The following is an 18,266-nucleotide window of genomic DNA, read 5'->3' on the forward strand; positions in this document are numbered from 1 at the left end:
TTTGGCAACTACACCTGGCCGTAAACCTGCATCTCGTACAGCGAGTAACCGTACGACGTGCCCCGCGTGACGCCGTTCATCCGCACGTACCGGCCGGAGCCGGTCAGGCCGGTGAGGTCGTCGGTGCCGCCGTTGCCGGTCGTGGTGCTGTAGATCGTCGTCCAGGTCGTGCCGTCGGCCGAGGTCTGGATGCTGTACGCCTTCCCGTACGCGGCTTCCCAGGTCAGCTTGACGTGCGAGACGGGCTTCGTGGCGCCGAGGTCGACGCGCAGCCACTCCGCGTTGCTCCCCTCCTTGGACGCCCAGCGGGTGCCGGTCAGGTTGCCGTCGAAGGCCGCGCCCGCCGGGTACGACGACGACTCGGTGGAGGACGCCGTCGCGGGCTTTCCCTGTGAGAGCAGGGTTTCCGAGCCGCCGCCACCGGTCACCGTGACGCCGAGGGACGCCGTCTTCGTCCCGCCGGTGATGGTGATCGTCGCCGAACCGGGGGACGCGGTCGTGGCGGCGGCGACCGTGACGGTCGAGGAGCCGCCGGCGGGCAACGACCCGGGAGAGAAGGAGACGGTCACGCCCGCGGGAGCGCCGCTCGCGGCCAACGTGACGGCGTCGGAGCTGGTGACGGTGGCCGTCGCCGAAGCGCCCGGCGCGACCGACACCGACGACGGCGTCACGCTGAGGCCCGAGGTGTTGCCCGCCGCGGTGAACGTCCAGCGGGCCTGGGTGCCGGAGCAGCTGCCCGCGGTGAGGGTGGTGCCCGAGGCGCGGAAGCACTTCTTGCTCGTCTGGATGTCGGAAATGGTGCCGTCGGGGTTGATCGACCACTGCTGGGCCGGGCCGCCGGTGCAGGTCTGCAGCACGATCGAGCTACCGGAGATGCCCGCGCACCTGTCGTTGATCACCAGGAAGGCGCCGTGGAAGGTGAACCGCTGCTCGGCGGTTCCGGTGCAGGCGGCCACCTTCAGCGTGCTGCCGCTGCTCGGGGCGGCGAGGCAGGTGCCGGTGGAGTTGTTCCGGTACTGGCCGACCGTCGTGTTCGGCTTCGCGCCACCCCAGCACTCCCCGGTGCTGGTGTTGAAGATCGGGGTGGCGTCATAGGGTTCGTCCGAAGGCGGGTCGACGACGACCGGTTCCATCACCGGCGTGTTGTCGGGGTTGTAGTGCGTGAGCGCGTCTTCGCAGTCGATCGCGTCGAAGGCGCTGCCGCCCTTGCCGCCGAGCCAGAGGTCGATGTGGCGCAGGCCGGGCCCGCCGTTGGGGCCGTGGCCGTTCCAGTCGTCGGAACACTCGTCGCAGCCGTCCTCCATGATGAAGTACTTCTTCACCCGTGGCACCCAGACCTTGGTGCCGGGCTTGAGTTCGGCGCTGCTGGTGGCGAAGGTGATCGGGTCGGCGTAGCTGCCCTTGCCGCCCGCGGTGTCGTGGATCTGCGGGTAGGAGATGTCCCCGCCGGGCGGGGTGTTGTCCCACCAGCCGTAGAAGGTGAGGAAGGTCGGCTGCGTAGTGGCCGCGCTCGCGGTGGCGGCGCCGGAGAGCGCGGCGGCCAAGGCGAGGAACAGGGTCACGACGAGCACGGGCGCGCGCCGGGTCATGCTGCCTCCGGGGGACTGGGCGGACGATGACTGCGGCGTGGGTCCAGGTTCGCCGGGCGGTGGCCGCTCGTCAAGACCTATTCGTAAAGTTTCCTAACAAACCGGCTTTCGTGTCCCGCTCGGCGGGAAATTCCGGTGGCCGTCCGGCTTCCTCGGCGAAGATGGCGCCATGAGCGAACAGCGGGAAATCGTGGTCACCGGGGGCGGCACCGGCATCGGGCTGGCGATCGCCGCCCGGTTCGCGGCGGCGGGCGAGCGGGTGACCGTCACCGGGCGGCGCAAGGACGTCCTCGAAGCGGCGGCGGAGAAGCTCGGCGCGCGGGCGGTGGCCTTCGACGCGAGCGACCCGGCGGCGGTGCAGGCGGCGCTGGCGGACCTGCCGGCGCGGGTCGACGTCCTGGTCAACAACGCCGGCGGCAACACCGACCGGATCCGGGAGGCACCGGCGCCCGGCGACCTGAAGGGCCTCGCCGACGCGTGGCAGGCGAACTTCGACGCCAACGTGCTCTCCGCGGTGCTCGTCACGGCGGCGCTGAAGCCGCGCTTCGCGGACAACGTGCGGGTTGTGACCCTGGGTTCGATAGCGGCGAAGCAGGGTTCAGGCTCGTACGGCGCGGCGAAGGCGGCGATCGAGGCGTGGAACACCGACCTCGCGCGGCAGCTGGGCGCCGGGGGAACGGCCAACGTCGTCGCGCCGGGCGTCGTCCTCGACACGGAGTTCTTCCACGGCACGCTGACCGACGAATGGCTGGCGCCGCGGATTTCCCTGGCGTTCAACGGGCGCGCGGGCCGTCCGGAGGAAATCGCCGACACGGTGCGGTTCCTGGCCGCGCCGGAGGCGGCGCACCTGACCGGCCAGGTGGTGCACGTGAACGGCGGCGCGTACGGCGCCCGCTAGGCCATCCGGGCGGCAAGTGCGGCGCGCGGCTGCGGTTCTCTCCATGGTGGAAGTGTTGGAACCACCGGAAGAGAGAGGTGATCCGCCGTGACGGCCGCTCCCGAAACCCCGGCCCTCCCGACGACCCGGCCGCCCGGCTGCCCGTTCGACCCGCCAGAGGAGTACGCCGCCCTCCGCGAAACCGCACCGACGTCGACGGTGCGGTGCCCGGCGGGCATGGACGCGTGGCTGGTGACGCGCTACGCCGACGTCCGAGCGGTGCTCGCCGACCGCACGCTGAGCTCGCGCGGCGCGTCTTCGGTGCACGTCAACCCGAACGCCGACCTCGACGAGGAGGTCAGCCCGGGGTCGATCATCCAGCTCGACGGCGCCGCGCACGCGCGGCTGCGGAAGAAGGTGATCGCAGAGTTCACCGTGCGGCGGATGAAGGCCCTGCGCGGATACGTGCGTTCACTGGTGGACAGCCACCTGGACGCGATGCTCGCGCAGGGGGCGCCGGCCGACCTGGTGCGGGACTTCGCGTTGCCGATCCCGTCACTGGTGATCTGCGAGCTGCTCGGGGTGCCGTACGCCGACCGGGCACGCTTCCAGCGGCAGAGCGCCACGATGGTGAGCACCGACGCGACCCGGGAGGACGGCGAGCGGGCGTACCACGAGCTATCCGATTATTTGGCGGGGTTGTTCACCGAGAAGCGGCGGAATCCGCAGGACGATCTCTTCAGCAGGCTGATTTCCGACGGCGCGGACGACCCGCTGACGATGGAGGAGCTGGTGGTCCTCGGCCTGAGCCTCCTGGTGGCCGGCCACGAGACGACGGCCAACATGATCGCGATGAGCACGTTGGTGTTGCTGGAGAACCCGGACCTGCTGGCGCCCGCGCTGGCGGAACCGGAGCGCGCGGTGGAGGAGCTGCTGCGGTACCTGTCGGTGGTGCAGTGGGGCGTGCTGCGCTACGCGACGGCGGACACCCAGGTCGGGTCCCGGTCGGTCCGGGCGGGGGAGTGGCTGGTGGCGGCGCTGAACTCGGCGAACCGCGACGAGTCGGTGTTCCCGGGGGCGGACAAGCTGGACTTCGACCGCGAGTCGCCGCGGACGCACGTGGCGTTCGGGTTCGGGGCGCACCAGTGCGTGGGGCAGCAGCTGGCGCGGGTGGAGCTGCAGGAGGCGTTGACGGGGTTGTTCCGGCGGATACCGGACCTGCGGTTGGCCGTGGGGCGGGAGGAACTGGGGTTCAAGCACAACACGCTGGTCTACGGTGTTCGGGAGATGCCGGTCGCCTGGGGCTGAACGGGTGCTCTCGGCGTGGGCGGTGAGGAGGGGCCATGACAGCTCGACGCCTCTGGGCGGCCGTGGAACCGTTGCACGCCGTCGTCTACTTCGCGCCCGAGACGGCCGAAGCGGCGAAGGCGGCCGGCCTTCGTGGCTATTGGATGGGCTACTTCGCCGGGCGGCTGGCGCCGCTGGGGCCGATCGATCCCGGGCCCGCGGCGGCGATGCTGTTCGGCTTCGCGCCGGCGATGGTGGCGCGGGCACTGCCGGACGCGTGGTCGTTCGCCGCGCCCGAAGCCGTTCTCGGTTCCCGGATGGAGGCGGTCGCGGCCGCCCTGCGTCCGGTCGCCGGCGACGTCGAGGAGCTGAGCGCGCTGCTCTGGCGGGCGGCGGACGCGGGCGAGTTCGGCGGCCGCCCGCTCGCGGCGGCGTGGGCGTCGGTGCCGAAGCCGGCGGACCCGGTGGCCCGGCTGTGGCTGGCGACGACGATCCTGCGCGAGCACCGCGGCGACGGCCACGTCCTCGCGGCGGTCCACGCCGGGTTGACCGGGCTCGAGACCACGCTCACCCACGTCGGTGCCGGCGTGATCGCCCGCGCGGGCATCCAGCGCCACCGCGGCTGGTCGGACGCGGAGTGGGACGCCGCGGTGGACCGCCTGCGGGTTCGCGGGATCCTCGACTCCGGCGGCGTCCTGACCGAAGCGGGCCGTGACCTGCGCCGCGGGATCGAGGACGACACGGACCGGCTGGCGGCCGCGCCGGTCGAGGCGCTGGGCGCCGACGTCGAACGGGTGCTGGCGCTGGCCGTGCCGCTGAGCCGGGCGGTGATCGACGGCGGGGTCGTCCCGGTGCCGAACCCGATGGGCGTGCCGCGGCCCTGAGTGTCGATTCCGGGTGCGGCCGTTCGACGCACAGGCGACCGGACCCACTCAGGAGGCTCTCATGACGCTGCTCACCGGCAAGAACGCGATCGTCTACGGTGCCGCGGGGCGGATCGGCGCGGCCGTCGCCACCGCTTTCGCCGGGGAAGGGGCGCGGGTGTTCCTCGCCGGCCGGACCCGTGCGCGGCTGGACGAGGTGGCCGGCCGCATCCGGGCGGACGGCGGCCGGGCCGAGACCGCCGAGGTCGACGCCCTCGACGAGCGGGCGGTGGACGAGCACGCCGCCGCCGTCGACGCCGAGGGCGGGATCGACGTCTCGTTCAACCTGATCGCCCACGGGGACGTCCAGGGGACGCCGCTGGCGGAGATGGCGCTCGCGGACTATGAACGCCCGGTGGTGACGGCCGTGCGCACCCAGTTCCTGACCGCCCGCGCGGCCGCCCGGCACATGATCCCGCGGCGGTCCGGGGCGATCCTGTTCTTCGGGGGCGCGGGCGAGCCGGTCCGCGAATTCGCGGTCGGCGGGCTGCAGGTGGCCTTCCACGCGCTCGAGGCGATGCGCCGCCAGCTCGCGGCGGAGCTGGGCCCGCACGGGATCCGCACGGTGACGCTCCGGACGGGCGGCATCCCGGAGACCCTCCCGGCGGACTTCGCGGGGCGGGCCGCGATCGAGGAGAGCATCGCGGCCAAGACGATGGTGGGCCGCGCGGCCACGCTGGCCGACGTGGGCGCGGTGGCGGCCTTCGTGGCCTCGGACCGTGCCGCCTCGATGACGGCGGCAACGGTGAACATCAGCTGCGGCGCCCTGGTCGACTAGATGGTTGATTCCAAGGTCAGTGGTCGTAGGCGGTCAGTGATCGTTTGATTGGCTGGCTGGTTTTGTCGTTGTGCCAGATTGCGGCGGTCAGGGCGAGGATGCGTTGCAGGATGCGGACGATGACGCCGGCTGGTGTGCGTCCGCCGTGTCGTTCCAGATCGAGCTGGCCTTTGAAGGTCTGGTTGATCGACTCGATGGTCTGGCGCAGCGGCTTGAACAGGCGTGCACCGGGCCGTGGGGCCTCGCCTTTGCGGGCCTGGCGCAGCAGGACCAGCCCGGCTGTGCGCAGGGCGTGCTCGAAGTCGCGGCCGTAGTAGTGCTTGTCCGCGATCACGGTCTGGCCGGGACGCTGGCGTGCCAGGGCCGGGTCGGCTTCGAGCATGCCCAGCAGGGTCTGTCGTTCGTCGGCTTTGGCGCTGGTGAGCGCGTAGGCGATGGGTAGTCCGCCCGGGGTGCAGACCAGGTGCAGACGCAGGCCCCAGAAGAACCGGGAGTGGCTGGAGCAGTAGCCGAACTGCGCCCATCCGGCCAGGTCCGAGCGTTTCGAGGTCTCCCGTGAGCGTCCGCACTCGACCGGGGTGGAGTCGACCAGCCACACGTCATCGGTCCATAACGACGTGTCGGAGGCAAGGATCCGGATGACCGATCGGATCAGGGCCGCAGCCCGCCGCAGCCGCTTGTTGTAGCCGGGTTGCAGCGGCAGGTAACGGAACAGGTGGCCCAGATGGGCTCGTGCGTGTCGCAGCCAGCGGGCTTCGGAGGTGAACCCGAGCAGTGCCTGCATCACCGCCAGGGTGACCAGTTCGGCGTCGGTGAGCCGGGGCTTGATCCCGATCTTCGGCCGCCATGGTGCAAGATCAGGTGCCGCTGCTAGCAGATCGTCGGTTCTGACATAGAGTGCGGCCGCGAGGGTGTCCACGTCATTCGTCACACAATGATCATGGACACCCTCGCCTCATGCCCAGAGCCGGGCTCACCCCTTGGAATCAATCATCTAGCGGGTTGTGCTGTTCGGCGTGGGCCGGCCGGGGTACAGCCGGACTGCTTGGCGGTGCTTGGTCGCGCGGAGGTGCCGCCTTCGCAGGCGGTTCAGGGCCACGCCACCGGCTGCGGTGGATCCGGCGAGCAGCGTGGCTGCTGCCGCCGGCGAGACGAGTGCGAGGATCACCAGCCCGCCGACGATGATCGACAACGTGAGCACAGCGGCCAGAACGGCCCAGCGCGCGAGGCGGATCACGTTCCGCGTGCGGTCGCAGTCGGCCACCACGTAGCCGATCCAGCCGTGGGGGTGCGCCGGCTCCGGGCACGGTGGAACCGTTCGGGCGGCGGTCAAGGTGTGCCCTTCCTCAACGCGGGTGCGGGAGTTCTCAGTTCCCGGCGCAGCCAGGGTGCCCGGACGAGGACCCGCGTGGAGTGCCGTACCTGTGCCAACCAGCTCTTCTGCTGGCGGGCGAGGTGGACCAGGTCCGCGCTGAACTGCTCGGCGAACTCGGTCCGGCTTTCCGCGGGGAGCACCCAGACCGCCCACTTGGTGAGCTGTCGCGAAGCCTTCGGCACCCGGATCGCCGGGGAAGCCGGCAGGGTCAGGACGGACTCCTCGTCGAGCGCGCCGAATTCGACACCACCACGGAAGTTCGACCACCAGTCCGGCCAGTCCACCGCGGCATCGAATTCGTTGTCCGGCGCGGCGGCGATGTCGGTGAAGCAAGCGCGTGCGTAGGGGCGGACGCAGACGGCGGAGTCCGTCGGTGGCCCGAGGGCGGAGCAGAAGGCGCGGGTGAAGATGTACGGGCGGGGACCTGGCGGGAGGAAGGCGAAGCGGAAGCCGGGCGGCTGGTAGGCATCTTCAATGCCGTCGGTCATCCTTCTCCCCCGGCCGGACGCGGGCGGAACCGCGTGAGTGCGTTCGTCGCGGCTGCCGTGCGGTGCAAGGCGGCTTGGACCGCGCCCAGGCTGTTGGGGTCGAGGCGGTAGTACCGCCGCCGTGGCCGCCCTTCCGCCGCCGGGTCGATCTCTTCCCATCGGCTGCGCAGCCAGCCAACTCTCTCGAGGCGGGCCAGGATCGGGTGGATCGTGCCGCTGGGCAGGCCTGCCATAGCGCAGATCTCCAGCCCGTACAGCTCCCGAGTGGCGTCCTCCAGCAGCGCACGGAGGACCAGTTGTGTGGGCAGCGTCATCCTGAGCCCGGCCATGGTCTTACTCTACCTAGCCCTTGGTAGAAGACAAGAATGGGGGGTGAACCCGAGGCTGGTGCTCACCCATGGCCTCGGCTCCCGAACCGCTTGACCGCGAGGCGCCGGAGCCGGCCGGCCGTCGCGGAACCTCAGCGAGCCCCTTCGCGCTGCTCGACCACCAGCTTCTGGTGCCGGGCGGCGCGCACCCTGTCCCCGCAGGTCGTGGAGCACCAGCGGCGGCGGGCGTGCTCGCGGACGTAGTACCTGATGCAGCCGTGGGCCTCGCACGGGCGCACCAACGCCCCCACCTCCCCGCTGACCACCTCGATCGCGTCCCGGGCCAACGCTCCCAGTGTCGCGTCGAGGCTGCCCGGCCGGGCGCTGTCCCACCCGCGGACCGGTCCGTCATCCCAGGTCAGCGTCAGTGCGGCCGCGTCCGCGCGGGCCGCCGCGTTCACCGCCGACAGTGCCGCCGGTTCCGGGGGACGGCCTGCCGCCAGTGCCGCGAGCAGCTCCCGGACCGCGCCACGCAACTCCGTCAACCGGCCAAGCGACGCCGCGTCGGGCACCGAAGCCGTCAGTCCGTGGGAGTCCAGCCACGAACCGGCCGAGCCGGGGGAAGCGAGGTCGTCTCCCGTCACGCGTTCGGTGTTGACCAGCGCCAACGCCGGTGAGCGGTCCTCGCCCGGTGCCGCCGTGACCATGTTCGCCTCCCGAGTCCGTCCTCGAAGTGTCCCCGACGGTTGACAGTCTACGTCATCTCATGGATAAATGAGCAAATAAACATGAGAGAGGACGACACGATGGTCACCGTGCACCACCGCCACGCCACCGTCGCCGGGCACCGGCTGTTCTACCGGGAGGCCGGCCCCGCCGACGCCCCCACGATCGTGCTGCTCCACGGCTTCCCGACGAGCTCGCACATGTTCCGGCACCTCATCCCGGCGCTGGCCGACCGCTACCACGTCGTCGCGCCGGACCACCTCGGTGCCGGCGCCTCCGCCGCGCCGTCCACCAGCGAGTTCACCTACACCTTCGACGCGCTCGCCGAACTCACCCTCGGCCTGCTCGACCAGCTCGGCCTCGGCCGCTTCGCGCTCTACATCCAGGACTTCGGCGCGCCGATCGGCCTGCGCATCGCCGCCGCGCACCCCGATCGGGTGACGGCGATCGTCACCCAGAACGGCAACGCCTACGTCGACGGCCTCGGTGCCGGGCTCCCGCAGAAGCTCGCCGCCGGCACGCTTTCCGACGACGACCTGCGCGGCATGGTCACCCTCGAAGCCACCAAGGCGCAGTACCTCGACGGCGTGCCCGACCCCTCGCTGGTCAGCCCGGACGTCTGGATCCACGACCAGGCGCTGCTGGACCGGCCCGGTGCCGCGGCCATCCAGCAGGCGCTGCTCGCCGACTACCACCACAACATCGGCCTGTACCCGAAGTTCCAGGAGTACTTCCGGACCAGCCGGGTGCCGCTGCTGGCCGTCTGGGGCGGCAACGACGAAATCTTCGTCGCCGACGGGGCCCGCGCCTATGCCCGCGACCTGCCCGACGCCGAAATCCACCTGCTCGATTCCGGCCATTTCGCCCTGGAGACGCACCTGGACGCGATCGCCGGGTACATCCGCGGGTTCCTCGGGCGGGTGCTGCCCGTTGACCGGGACGCCAGTTGACCACCGGACCGGCGCGCTCGTAGGGTTTTCCCGACCTCCGCCGTCGTCATCAGCCATGGAGGACGGTATGAGTCGACTGATTCGGGCGGCGGCGATCGCGCTCGCGCTCGTCGCCGCGGCGATCACCCCGGCAGCGGCCGCGGATCCCCTGCTGTCGCAGGGAAAGCCGGTCACCGCGTCCTCGTCGGGTGGGTGCTGCCCGGCGGCGAACGCGGTCGACGGGAACTCGGCGACCCGCTGGGCCAGCGCGGCCGGCGTCGATCCACAGTGGATTTACGTCGACCTCGGCGCGAGCGTGCACGTCAGCCGCGTCCGGCTGCAGTGGGACGCTTCCTGCGCCACCGCCTACGAAATCGACACCTCCACCGACCACGCCACCTGGACGAAGATCTACGCGACGGACGCGGGCAAGGGCGGCGTCGAGGACCTGACCGCCCTCGACGGCACCGGCCGGTACGTCCGGGTGTACGGCACGAAACGCTGCCGCACGGACTCGTCGAAGGGCTACTCGCTGCAGGAGTTCGGCGTCTACGGCTCGGGCGGTGACGTCCAGCCGCCGTCACCGCCCGGCACGCCGACGCTCGTCGGGGTGACGCCGACCAGTGCCACGATCGAGTGGACCGCCGCGACCGACAACACCGGCGTCACGGGCTACGACGTCTACCGCGACGGCCAGCTCTGCGCGAGCACGACCGGCGCGCTGACGGCGACCTGCGGCAACCTCGGCCCGAACGGCAGCTACGGCTTCTACGTCAACGCGCGCGACGCGGCAGGCAACGTCTCGCAGGCCAGCGGCACGCTGACGGTGAAGACGCCGCCGTCCGACGACCACACACCGCCGTCCGCGCCGACGGGCGTGCACACCACCGCGGTGAACAGCACGTCGATCGGCCTCGCGTGGACGGCGTCGACCGACGACGTCGGCGTCACCGGCTACCGGATTTACAACGGCAGCACCCAGATCGGCACGTCGGACACGACGAGCACCACGCTCGGCGGGCTGACCCCGAACACGACGTACCACCTGCAGGTGCGGGCGATCGACGGGAACGGCAACCTCAGCGACCCGAGCACGCCGGTCCTCGACGTCACCACCACCGGCGGGTCGAGCTGCACGCCGTCGCAGGGCGTCTGCGGCGCCACGCAGGTCGGCACGGACGACGACGTCGTGTGGGGCCTGGTGACCCTGCCGGACGGCACCATCCTCTACAACCAGCGCGACGCGCACGACATCGTGCACCTGAACCCGAAGACCGGGGCCAAGAAGACGATCGGGACCGTGCCGAACGTGCAGAGCACCGACGGTGAAGGAGGCCTGACCGGGCTGGAGATCAACCCGGCGTCGTTCGCCTCGGACCACTGGCTCTACATCATGCACACTTCGGGCAGCGACAACCGGATCGTGCGGATCAAGTACGACCCGGCCGCCGACTCGCTGACCACGAGCACCGAGCAGGTCCTGCTGACCGGCATCGCGCGCAACAAGTTCCACAACGGGGGCCGGCTGCGGTTCAGCCCGGACGGGAAGTACCTGTTCGCCGGCACGGGCGACGCGCAGAACAGCGCCAACGCCCCGAACACCAGCAGCCTCAACGGGAAGGTGCTGCGGATCAACCCGGACGGCTCGATCCCGGCCGACAACCCGTTCCACAACGCGGTGTGGAGCTACGGCCACCGCAACGTCCAGGGCCTGGCGTTCGACTCCCAGGGCCGGTTGTGGGAGCAGGAGTTCGGCAACAGCATCATGGACGAGACGAACCTGATCGTGAAGGGCGGCAACTACGGCTGGCCGTCCTGCGAAGGGACGTCGGGTTCGTGTGACGGCTTCATCGCGCCGAAGAAGACCTACCCGGTGGCGCAGGGGTCGTGCAGCGGGATCACGATCATCCACGACGCGCTCTACGTGGCCTGCCAGCGCGGGGCGCGGCTCTACCGCGCGGTGATCAGCGGCAGCTCGCTGACGAACTTCCAGACGTTCTTCAACGGCACGTACGGCAGGCTCCGCACGGTCGAGCCCGCGCCGGACGGCCAGATGTGGCTGGCGACCAGCGTGGACGGTGACAAGGACAGCACGCCGCACAACAGCCACAACAAGATCCTGCGGGTGTCGGTGGGCTAGGTCCGGCCGGCACGGTGGTCGGCGGAGCGTGGCACACTTCGTCGACCACTACGCCCGGCAGGGGAGCACCGCGCATGACCGATCGTCCGGCGAGGCGAACGCAGGAGCAACGACGCGCCGAGACCGAGCGGCGCGTGCTGGACGCGGCCATGGCGCTCATCGCGCGCAGCGGGTCCCGCGCCGTCACCCTCGCCGAGGTCGGGGAGGCCGCCGGCTACAGCCGCGGCATCGTCTACCACCACTTCGGCAGCCGGGAACGGCTGCTGGAAGCCGTGCTCGACGCGGCGCAGCGGTTCGACGTCCCCGCCTACGACGGGGACGGCCTGGAGCACCTGGTGCGGATCGTCGAGGCGTACCTGCGCAACGTCGTGCGGCGGACGCCGTCGGCGCGCGCCTTCCTGCAGCTGTGGGGCGAGGCGATCGCGGCCGACCCCCTGCTGGCGCCGCTGTTCGCCCGCCGGGACGCCGACTTCCGGCAGCTGCTGGCGGACGTGGTCCGCCAGGGCGTCGCCGACGGGTCCGTCCGGTCCGATGTGAACCCGGCCGCGGCCGCTGTGCTGGTCGTCGCCCTGGTCCGGGGGACCGGGCTGCAGCTCATCGCGCAACCCCCGGTGCGCAACGTCCCCACTCTCATCCGCGAGGCGACGCGCTCGGTGCGCGCGGCGTTCGCCGTCACGCCGTAGTTTCCGGCCGTGGCCGCCCGGCGCCGTCCGCTGCTACACTTACTTGCATACATGCACGCAAGTTAGGAGTGGAGATGGCTGTTCCCCTGGTACTCGTGCACGGCAACCCGGAGAACTCAGGCGTGTGGGGACCGCTGATCGCCGCCCTCGGCCGGGACGACGCGGTGACGCTGTCCCCGCCCGGCTTCGGGGTGCCCGCGTCGGACGGCTTCTCCGCCACGGTGGCGGGCTACGGCGAATGGCTCGCCGCGCGGCTGGAGCAGTTCAAGGAACCGGTCGACCTCGTCGGCCACGACTGGGGCGGCGCGCACGTCGCCCGGATCGCGATGACCCGCCCGGACCTGATCCGCAGCTGGGCCTCGGACGCGCTCGGCCTCTTCGCGCCGGACTACGTCTGGCACGCGCGGGCGCAGGTGTGGCAGCAGGAAGGGGCGGGCGAAGCCTCGGTGAAGGAAATCTTCGGCGGCAGCTTCGAGCAGCGGCTGGCGGTCGTCACCGCGCTCGGGATGACCGGTTCGGCCGCGGAACGCGTGGCCGCCGGGATGGACGACGGCATGGGGCGCGCGGTGCTTTCACTGCTGCGGTCGGCCGCCCAGCCCGCCATGGCCGAGGCGGGCCGCGACCTCGCGAAGGCGCGGCAGCGGCCCGGGCTGGCCCTGATCGCCCTCGCGGACGTCGACCAGGCCAGCGGAACGCCCGCGCAGCACCGGTTCGCGGGCGAGGCGGCCGGTGCCGAGCTCGCCGAGCTCCCCGGTACCGGACACTGGTGGCCGGTGACGGACCCGCACCCGGTGGCGCGCGCCCTGACCGCGTTCTGGTCCCGGTTGGACGGTTAGCCGCCGAGCAGACGCGAGAGCGCATCCCGCGCTCTCGCGTCCTTCTCCGCCAACGCCGTCAGCTCCCGGGCGAGCGCCGTCAGCCAGTCGTCGACCGCGGTTTCCTTCCGGCTGATCACCACACCCCGCACCACCTGGTGGATCTCCGCCGCCACCCCGCCGTGCTTCCCGGCGCTCAGCACCAGCACCCGGTCCGGCGTCCGCACCCGCACCGCCGTCGCCTGCCCGTCCCGGCCGGCCACGCGGTCGGCGAACGTGCGGCGCCGGTCGACCTCGACCATCCCCGGCGGCAGCGCGCTGCCCAGCGTCTCCGCCAGGACCCGGTGGTAGGACTCGACGTCCGCGCGGTCCGTGCGCAGGGCCGCCGCCACCAGGTGGAAGTCCAGCTCGCCGTCCATCAGTCGGTCAGGGGCAGCACGAGCTGCGGCTTGGCGATCCGGTGGTCGGCTCGCAACGGCTTCACCGCCGTGCCGATCGCGAAGAACTCCGTCGTGTGGCCGCCCCAGCGGTGCGGCAGCGACAGCAGCTGCACCCCGACGATGCCCTCCGCTTCCAGCTGCTCCGCCTCGGCCTGCATCCGCGACATCGCGAGCTCGCGCGCGTCGTACAGCGCCTCGGTGTACTGCGGGATCTCGACGTTCTGGCCGATGTTGCCCATCTTCTGCAGGAACCGCTGGTGCGCGATGTGGTAGACGCACGTGCCCATCACCATGCCCAGTGGCGCGTAGCCGGCCTGCACGAGCGTCCAGAAGTCCTGTCCGGACAGGTCGCTGGTGAACGGCTTTCCCGTGTTGTTGCGCCATTCGCCGGGCTCGTCGGCCTTGACCGCGGTGCCGACGGCGATGAACTCGGCGAGGTCGCTGCCGAACTCCTTGAACTCGATCTCCAGCCGGACCGCGACGATCCCGTCGGCGCCGAGGATGTCCGCCTCCCGCTCCATCCGGGACATCGCGAGCTCGCGGGCGTGGTACATCGCCTGCGAAAGCCGCTCCAGCTCCTGGTTCTCGCTCCACCGTCCCCGCTGGAACCCGACGTGGTAGATGCTCGAGCCGAGCACGAGCCCGAGCGGCCGGAAGCCGGCTTCGCGCACGAGGAGGAACTCGTTGACGCTCAGGTCCGAGGTGAACAGGCTGGTCTTCTGCCCGGGCTTCATCTCGGCGAGCCGGCGCATCGCATCCTCGGGGATGTGCTGCGCGGCGGGGTCCGCGGTGGTCACGAAGCCTCCTCAGGAACGGTTCAAGGGCAGGATCTTGAGCGCGCTGGTCGGCGCGGCGGGGCCGTCGTGGAAGCGCGCGATCGCGGTGCCGATGACGCTGGCGATGCCGTAGACCGCGACCTCCTGCACCGGCCACGTCCACAACCGCAGGTCGGAGACGATACCGCCGTCGGCGCCGCAGTCCTGGATCGCGCGGGCGAACTCCGCGCGGGCCGCGGCCCGGACCTGGTTGACGACCCTGGTCGGGGTGTCGACTTCGACGTTGCCTGTCCAGAAGTCGGTCTGGTTCGGCATGGTGTTGTCGATCCGCCCGCGCGCGGCCACGCCGACCGCGACGCGCACCGGCACCCACCCGGCTTGCATCAGCTTGCCGACGTCCTGGCCCGGCAGGTCGGTGGTGAACAGCCGCCCGGGCCGTTGCGTGGTCTCGGCCCGGACGGCGGTGCCCATCGCGACGAGCTCCTGGGCGGTGCCGTCGCGGGAGGTGGTCGTGAACCGGATGCCGAGCACGCCGTCCGCACCGAGCGCGCTCGCTTCCTCGGTGAGCCGGCCGAGCGCGGTCGCGTAGGCCTCTCGCAGCGTGTCCGCCAGCAGCCAGGCCTGGTCGGTGGCCCACTGGCTCAACGCCGTCCACCCGAGCTGCTGCACGACGCAGCCCATGACCTCGCCGACCGGCGTGAAGCCGGCGGCCTCGGCGCCGACCGCGCCCGGCACGCTCAGCAGCGACGTCTTCGGCCCGGACGCCTCGAAGCGCTCGATGCGTGCCCGCGCGGCCGGAGGCAGGTTCCGAACGTCCCGCTGGGGCACCGGGTGCCTCCTTCCGTCGCCGCTCTTCCCATCGTGGCACGGATTCGCGCCCGAGCGGGGCGAAGCAGGGGGATGTCCGGAAGGTCGAGATCGGCCGGGCCGGGGTGTGTCAGCGCCAGCTGTCCTCGCCGAAGCCGAGGGTCACCGGGCCGCGGCGGATGCCGGCCACCGTCTCCGACGGCAGCACCTCGTCCAGGAACGCGTACTCCGGGCTGCGCGTGCGGGCGTGCCACTGGGCGATCTCGTGCCAGCCCGGGGCCGCCAGCGCGCCGCCGAAGTGCTGGACCGACAGGCTCGCCGTGAGGCAGGCGAACCGGAGGCGTTCCACCAGCGGCCAGCCGGTCAGCGTCGCGGCCACGAAGCCGGCGCCGAACACGTCACCCGCGCCCGTGGCGTCGAGGACGTCGACCGGCAGCGCCGGGACCGCCGCCGTCTCGCCCGTCGTCCCGTCCACCGCCAGCACACCCTCGCCACCGCGGGTGATCACCGCGATCGGGACCAGGTCGGCCAGCTTGGCCAGCGCCGCCTCGGGGGTGTCCGTGCGGGTGTAGCGCATGGCCTCGACCTCGTTCGGCAGGAACGCGTGGCAGCACGCCAGCTGCTCCAGCAGCGCCGGCGACCAGGCTTCGGACGGGTCCCAGCCGACGTCGGCGAACACCAGGCTGCCCGACTGGTGTGCGGTGTGGACCCATTCGGCCGTGTCGAGGCCGATGTGCGCCACCGTCGCCCGGCTCGGCGGCGGCGAGCCGGCGAGCTCCGCCACCGGGACGGGCGGCGGGTGGCCGTGGGTGACCATCGCGCGGTCGCCCGCGTAGGCCAGCGAGACCGTCACCGGCGAGTGCCACTCCGGGAACCGCCGCGACCGCGACAGGTCGATGTGCTCCTGGCGGGCCAGCACGTCCCAGCAGTACCGCCCGTAGACGTCGGTACCGAACGCCGCCGCCAGCGACGTCCGCAGGCCGAGCCGGCTCAGCGCGACGGCGAAGTTCGCGATCCCGCCCGGGCCCGAGCCCATGCCGCCCGTCCACACCTCGGTGCCCGGTGACGGCGGGTGCTCCAGCCCGGTGAACACCAGGTCGAAGAACAGCAGGCCGGACAGGAAGACGTCGACTTCGGGGGCGGGCTCGGCCGGCACAGGCGCCTCCAGGGGATCACTCGGGGCGGACGGCCCGAGCCTGCGTCAGCCGCGCGAGATCCGCAAGAGCTGGGCCTCTTCGGCCACGGATTGGGTGGCTCCGGCTGCTAGGGTCACGGAATGCGGCACAGCTGTCACTCAACCGAGCGAAGTGTCCCGCGTTGAGGCTGGCGATCCTCGGCGGTGGCGGGTTCCGCGTGCCGCTGGTGCACGGGGCGCTGCTGGACGGCGGCGAAGTCACCGAGCTCGTCCTGCACGACGTCGACGCCGGCCGGCTCGCGGCGATCGAGCGGGTGCTGGCCGAGCAGGCCGTCGGCGCGCCGGACGCGCCGCGGGTGCGCACCACCACCGACCTCGCCGCCGCGGTGTCCGATGTGGACTTCGTGTTCTCCGCGATCCGCGTCGGCGGCCTGCGCGGCCGGCGGCTGGACGAACGGATCGCCCAGGCGGAAGGCGTGCTGGGCCAGGAAACCGTCGGCGCGGGCGGGATCGCCTACGGGCTGCGGACGGTCCCGGTGGCGGTGGCCCTCGCCCGGCTGATCGGCGAGCTGGCGCCGCGCGCGTGGGTCATCAACTTCACCAACCCCGCCGGGATGGTCACCGAGGCGATGGCCGCGCACCTCGGCGGCCGGGTGATCGGCATCTGCGACTCCCCGGTCGGGCTGTGCCGCCGCGTCGCCCGGGCCCTCGGGATCGACGCGGCGGCGGCGAAGTTCGGCTACGCGGGGCTCAACCACCTCGGCTGGCTCCGCTCGGTGCGCGTCGGTGGCGAGGACGTCCTGCCGCGGCTGCTCGCCGACACCGCCGCGTGCGAGTCGTTCGAGGAGGGCAGGCTCTTCGGCGCGGACTGGCTGCGCACGCTCGGCGCGATCCCCAACGAATACCTGCACTACTACTACTTCGCCCACGTCGGTTCGGAGTCACGCGGAGCGCTTCTCCTGGAACAGCAACGGGACTTCTACGCGGAACCGTCACTGGCTTCGTGGGAACGAACGCGCCTGGAACGCGAAGCGACGTACATGGCCGAGACGCGCGAGGGGGAGCGTGACGACCTCGAAGGCGGCGGCTACGAGAAGGTCGCGCTGGCCCTGCTGCGCGCCCTCGCGCACGGCGAGCGCACGACGCTGATCCTCAACGTCCGCAACGGTTCCGCGCTTCCGGGCGTACCGGGCGACGCCGTCGTGGAGGTCCCGTGCGCGGTCGACGCCGGCGGCGCCCGCCCGCTCGCCGCCGCGCCGCTCGCGGACCACGCGCTCGGCCTGGTGACGACGGTCAAGGCCGTCGAGCGGGCGGTGCTCGAAGCGGCGACGACGGGTTCGCGGGCGGCGGCGCTGCGGGCGTTCGCGCTGCACCCGCTGGTCGGCTCGGTGCCGGTCGCCCGGCGGTTGCTCGACGCCTACGTCGCCGCGCACCCGGAACTCGCGTACCTCGCCTAGACCGCCGCCATCGCGTTGAACTCCGCTTCGGCTTCCCGCTCGGTGTAGAGCCGCCACGCGCGGTCGGCGATGTCGTCCGGGTCGAGCGTGCCCACGGTGAAGCCGTGGTCCTGCGCGGTGAACACGCGGTGGATGTCCCCGCGTTCGATGAGGCCGCCGATGGTGAGGATCCCGGCGTGCACACCGGTTTCCCGCAGGGCCGCGTGCAGGGTGAGCACGTACATCCGCAGCGCCGCCGACGCCGGGGCGAGGCTGCCGAGCATCGGCATCGGGTACTTGCCGCTCAGGCCGCCGGCGAACAGCAGCGAGCCCGAGCCGCGGGCGAGCAGGCCCGGCAGCGCGGCTTCGACGAGCTGCGCGGCCGGGCGCACGACGGAATCGAACGTCGCCCGCAGGGTGCCGGCGCCGGCTTCGGTGAGCGGCGTGATGCCCGGGCCGGCCGTGGCGTCGGCCGGCCCGAAGTACACCGTGTCGATCTCGCCGGCGTCGGCCGTGATGCGGACGAGCACGTCGCGCAGCTGGGCTTGGTCGGTCACGTCCGCCGTGTAGGTGGCGGCGTCGATCCCGGCCAGCGACTCGCGGTAACCCGCGTGCCGCGTGTCGGTGCGGGAAACCAGCGCTGTCGTGAAGCCTTCGCGGCCGAACCGGCGGGCGACCGACAGGCCGAGCCCGGGACCGACGCCCAGGACGGCGAGCACTTTCGGCAAGGGAACCTCCTCAAGTTGAGTATGTC

The 18,266-nt window shown here is 71.9% G+C and carries 20 protein-coding genes; 9 read left to right on the forward strand and 11 right to left on the reverse strand.

Annotated features, from left to right (window positions below):
• Window positions 1-8 precede the first annotated feature (8 nt).
• Window positions 9-1,589, reverse strand: a complete 1,581-nt coding sequence (locus tag ACWEGE_RS35725) for a discoidin domain-containing protein (RefSeq protein ID WP_449664892.1) — start codon at window positions 1,587-1,589, stop codon at window positions 9-11.
• A 169-nt stretch (window positions 1,590-1,758) separates the two neighbouring features.
• Here ACWEGE_RS35725 and ACWEGE_RS35730 point away from each other — a divergent pair, with 169 nt between their 5' ends.
• The 4 genes from ACWEGE_RS35730 to ACWEGE_RS35745 all read left to right on the forward strand — a co-directional run bounded on the left by ACWEGE_RS35730 (window position 1,759) and on the right by ACWEGE_RS35745 (window position 5,454).
• Window positions 1,759-2,487 (forward strand): SDR family oxidoreductase, encoded by a 729-nt coding sequence (locus tag ACWEGE_RS35730; protein WP_449664893.1) that lies wholly within the window; start codon window positions 1,759-1,761, stop codon window positions 2,485-2,487.
• Window positions 2,488-2,574: 87 nt separating this feature from the next.
• Window positions 2,575-3,774: a cytochrome P450 gene (locus ACWEGE_RS35735; RefSeq protein ID WP_449664894.1), complete on the forward strand. Its 1,200-nt coding sequence runs from the start codon at window positions 2,575-2,577 to the stop codon at window positions 3,772-3,774.
• 35 nt (window positions 3,775-3,809) lie between these two features.
• On the forward strand, window positions 3,810-4,637 hold the full coding sequence (locus ACWEGE_RS35740; protein ID WP_449664895.1) for an SCO6745 family protein: 828 nt from the start codon (window positions 3,810-3,812) through the stop codon (window positions 4,635-4,637).
• A gap of 61 nt (window positions 4,638-4,698) precedes the next feature.
• Window positions 4,699-5,454, forward strand: a complete 756-nt coding sequence (locus ACWEGE_RS35745) for an SDR family NAD(P)-dependent oxidoreductase (RefSeq protein ID WP_449664896.1) — start codon at window positions 4,699-4,701, stop codon at window positions 5,452-5,454.
• A gap of 16 nt (window positions 5,455-5,470) precedes the next feature.
• On the opposite strand, the gene ACWEGE_RS35750 is transcribed toward ACWEGE_RS35745, so the two are convergent.
• From ACWEGE_RS35750 to ACWEGE_RS35770, 5 genes are all read right to left on the reverse strand, one after another.
• Complete coding sequence (locus ACWEGE_RS35750; protein WP_449664897.1) at window positions 5,471-6,385, reverse strand: IS982 family transposase; 915 nt, start codon at window positions 6,383-6,385, stop codon at window positions 5,471-5,473.
• A gap of 63 nt (window positions 6,386-6,448) precedes the next feature.
• The gene (locus ACWEGE_RS35755) at window positions 6,449-6,787 is read right to left on the reverse strand and encodes a hypothetical protein (RefSeq protein ID WP_449664898.1); all 339 of its coding nucleotides are present in this window, start codon (window positions 6,785-6,787) and stop codon (window positions 6,449-6,451) included.
• Window positions 6,784-7,317, reverse strand: coding sequence for a hypothetical protein (locus ACWEGE_RS35760; protein ID WP_449664899.1), 534 nt, complete (start codon window positions 7,315-7,317; stop codon window positions 6,784-6,786). Before ACWEGE_RS35760 ends, ACWEGE_RS35755 begins: the two co-directional genes overlap by 4 nt.
• On the reverse strand, window positions 7,314-7,646 hold the full coding sequence (locus ACWEGE_RS35765) for a PadR family transcriptional regulator (RefSeq protein WP_449664900.1): 333 nt from the start codon (window positions 7,644-7,646) through the stop codon (window positions 7,314-7,316). Before ACWEGE_RS35765 ends, ACWEGE_RS35760 begins: the two co-directional genes overlap by 4 nt.
• Before the next feature lie 131 nt (window positions 7,647-7,777).
• Window positions 7,778-8,332: a CGNR zinc finger domain-containing protein gene (locus tag ACWEGE_RS35770; protein ID WP_449664901.1), complete on the reverse strand. Its 555-nt coding sequence runs from the start codon at window positions 8,330-8,332 to the stop codon at window positions 7,778-7,780.
• Window positions 8,333-8,431: 99 nt separating this feature from the next.
• Between ACWEGE_RS35770 and ACWEGE_RS35775 the strand changes: the two genes are divergently transcribed.
• The 4 genes from ACWEGE_RS35775 to ACWEGE_RS35790 all read left to right on the forward strand — a co-directional run bounded on the left by ACWEGE_RS35775 (window position 8,432) and on the right by ACWEGE_RS35790 (window position 12,939).
• A complete protein-coding gene (locus ACWEGE_RS35775; RefSeq protein WP_449664927.1) occupies window positions 8,432-9,301 on the forward strand; it encodes an alpha/beta fold hydrolase in 870 nt (289 codons plus the stop codon).
• 67 nt (window positions 9,302-9,368) lie between these two features.
• On the forward strand, window positions 9,369-11,420 hold the full coding sequence (locus ACWEGE_RS35780; RefSeq protein ID WP_449664902.1) for a PQQ-dependent sugar dehydrogenase: 2,052 nt from the start codon (window positions 9,369-9,371) through the stop codon (window positions 11,418-11,420).
• Between the two features lie 74 nt (window positions 11,421-11,494).
• Window positions 11,495-12,103, forward strand: coding sequence for a TetR/AcrR family transcriptional regulator (locus ACWEGE_RS35785; protein ID WP_449664903.1), 609 nt, complete (start codon window positions 11,495-11,497; stop codon window positions 12,101-12,103).
• A gap of 74 nt (window positions 12,104-12,177) precedes the next feature.
• Window positions 12,178-12,939: an alpha/beta fold hydrolase gene (locus ACWEGE_RS35790; protein ID WP_449664904.1), complete on the forward strand. Its 762-nt coding sequence runs from the start codon at window positions 12,178-12,180 to the stop codon at window positions 12,937-12,939.
• Here the strand turns inward: ACWEGE_RS35790 and ACWEGE_RS35795 are convergent.
• From ACWEGE_RS35795 to ACWEGE_RS35810, 4 genes are all read right to left on the reverse strand, one after another.
• Window positions 12,936-13,337 carry a hypothetical protein gene (locus tag ACWEGE_RS35795; protein ID WP_449664905.1) on the reverse strand — a complete coding sequence of 134 codons (402 nt, stop codon included), beginning with the start codon at window positions 13,335-13,337 and terminating at the stop codon, window positions 12,936-12,938. The genes ACWEGE_RS35790 and ACWEGE_RS35795 overlap by 4 nt on opposite strands.
• Entirely contained in the window at window positions 13,337-14,155 is an 819-nt protein-coding gene (locus ACWEGE_RS35800; RefSeq protein WP_254896963.1) for a heavy metal-binding domain-containing protein, read from the reverse strand. The genes ACWEGE_RS35795 and ACWEGE_RS35800 overlap by 1 nt, the downstream gene beginning before the upstream one ends.
• Before the next feature lie 9 nt (window positions 14,156-14,164).
• A complete protein-coding gene (locus tag ACWEGE_RS35805; RefSeq protein WP_449664906.1) occupies window positions 14,165-14,962 on the reverse strand; it encodes a heavy metal-binding domain-containing protein in 798 nt (265 codons plus the stop codon).
• Between the two features lie 109 nt (window positions 14,963-15,071).
• A complete protein-coding gene (locus ACWEGE_RS35810) occupies window positions 15,072-16,097 on the reverse strand; it encodes a carbohydrate kinase family protein (protein WP_449664907.1) in 1,026 nt (341 codons plus the stop codon).
• A gap of 161 nt (window positions 16,098-16,258) precedes the next feature.
• Between ACWEGE_RS35810 and ACWEGE_RS35815 the strand changes: the two genes are divergently transcribed.
• The gene (locus ACWEGE_RS35815; RefSeq protein ID WP_449664908.1) at window positions 16,259-17,533 is read left to right on the forward strand and encodes a family 4 glycosyl hydrolase; all 1,275 of its coding nucleotides are present in this window, start codon (window positions 16,259-16,261) and stop codon (window positions 17,531-17,533) included.
• On the opposite strand, the gene ACWEGE_RS35820 is transcribed toward ACWEGE_RS35815, so the two are convergent.
• On the reverse strand, window positions 17,530-18,231 hold the full coding sequence (locus ACWEGE_RS35820; protein WP_449664928.1) for an SDR family NAD(P)-dependent oxidoreductase: 702 nt from the start codon (window positions 18,229-18,231) through the stop codon (window positions 17,530-17,532). The two genes, ACWEGE_RS35815 and ACWEGE_RS35820, sit on opposite strands and share 4 nt — an antisense overlap.
• Between the last annotated feature and the right edge of the window lie 35 nt (window positions 18,232-18,266).

The sequence above is a fragment of the Amycolatopsis sp. NPDC004747 genome, assembly GCF_053601335.1.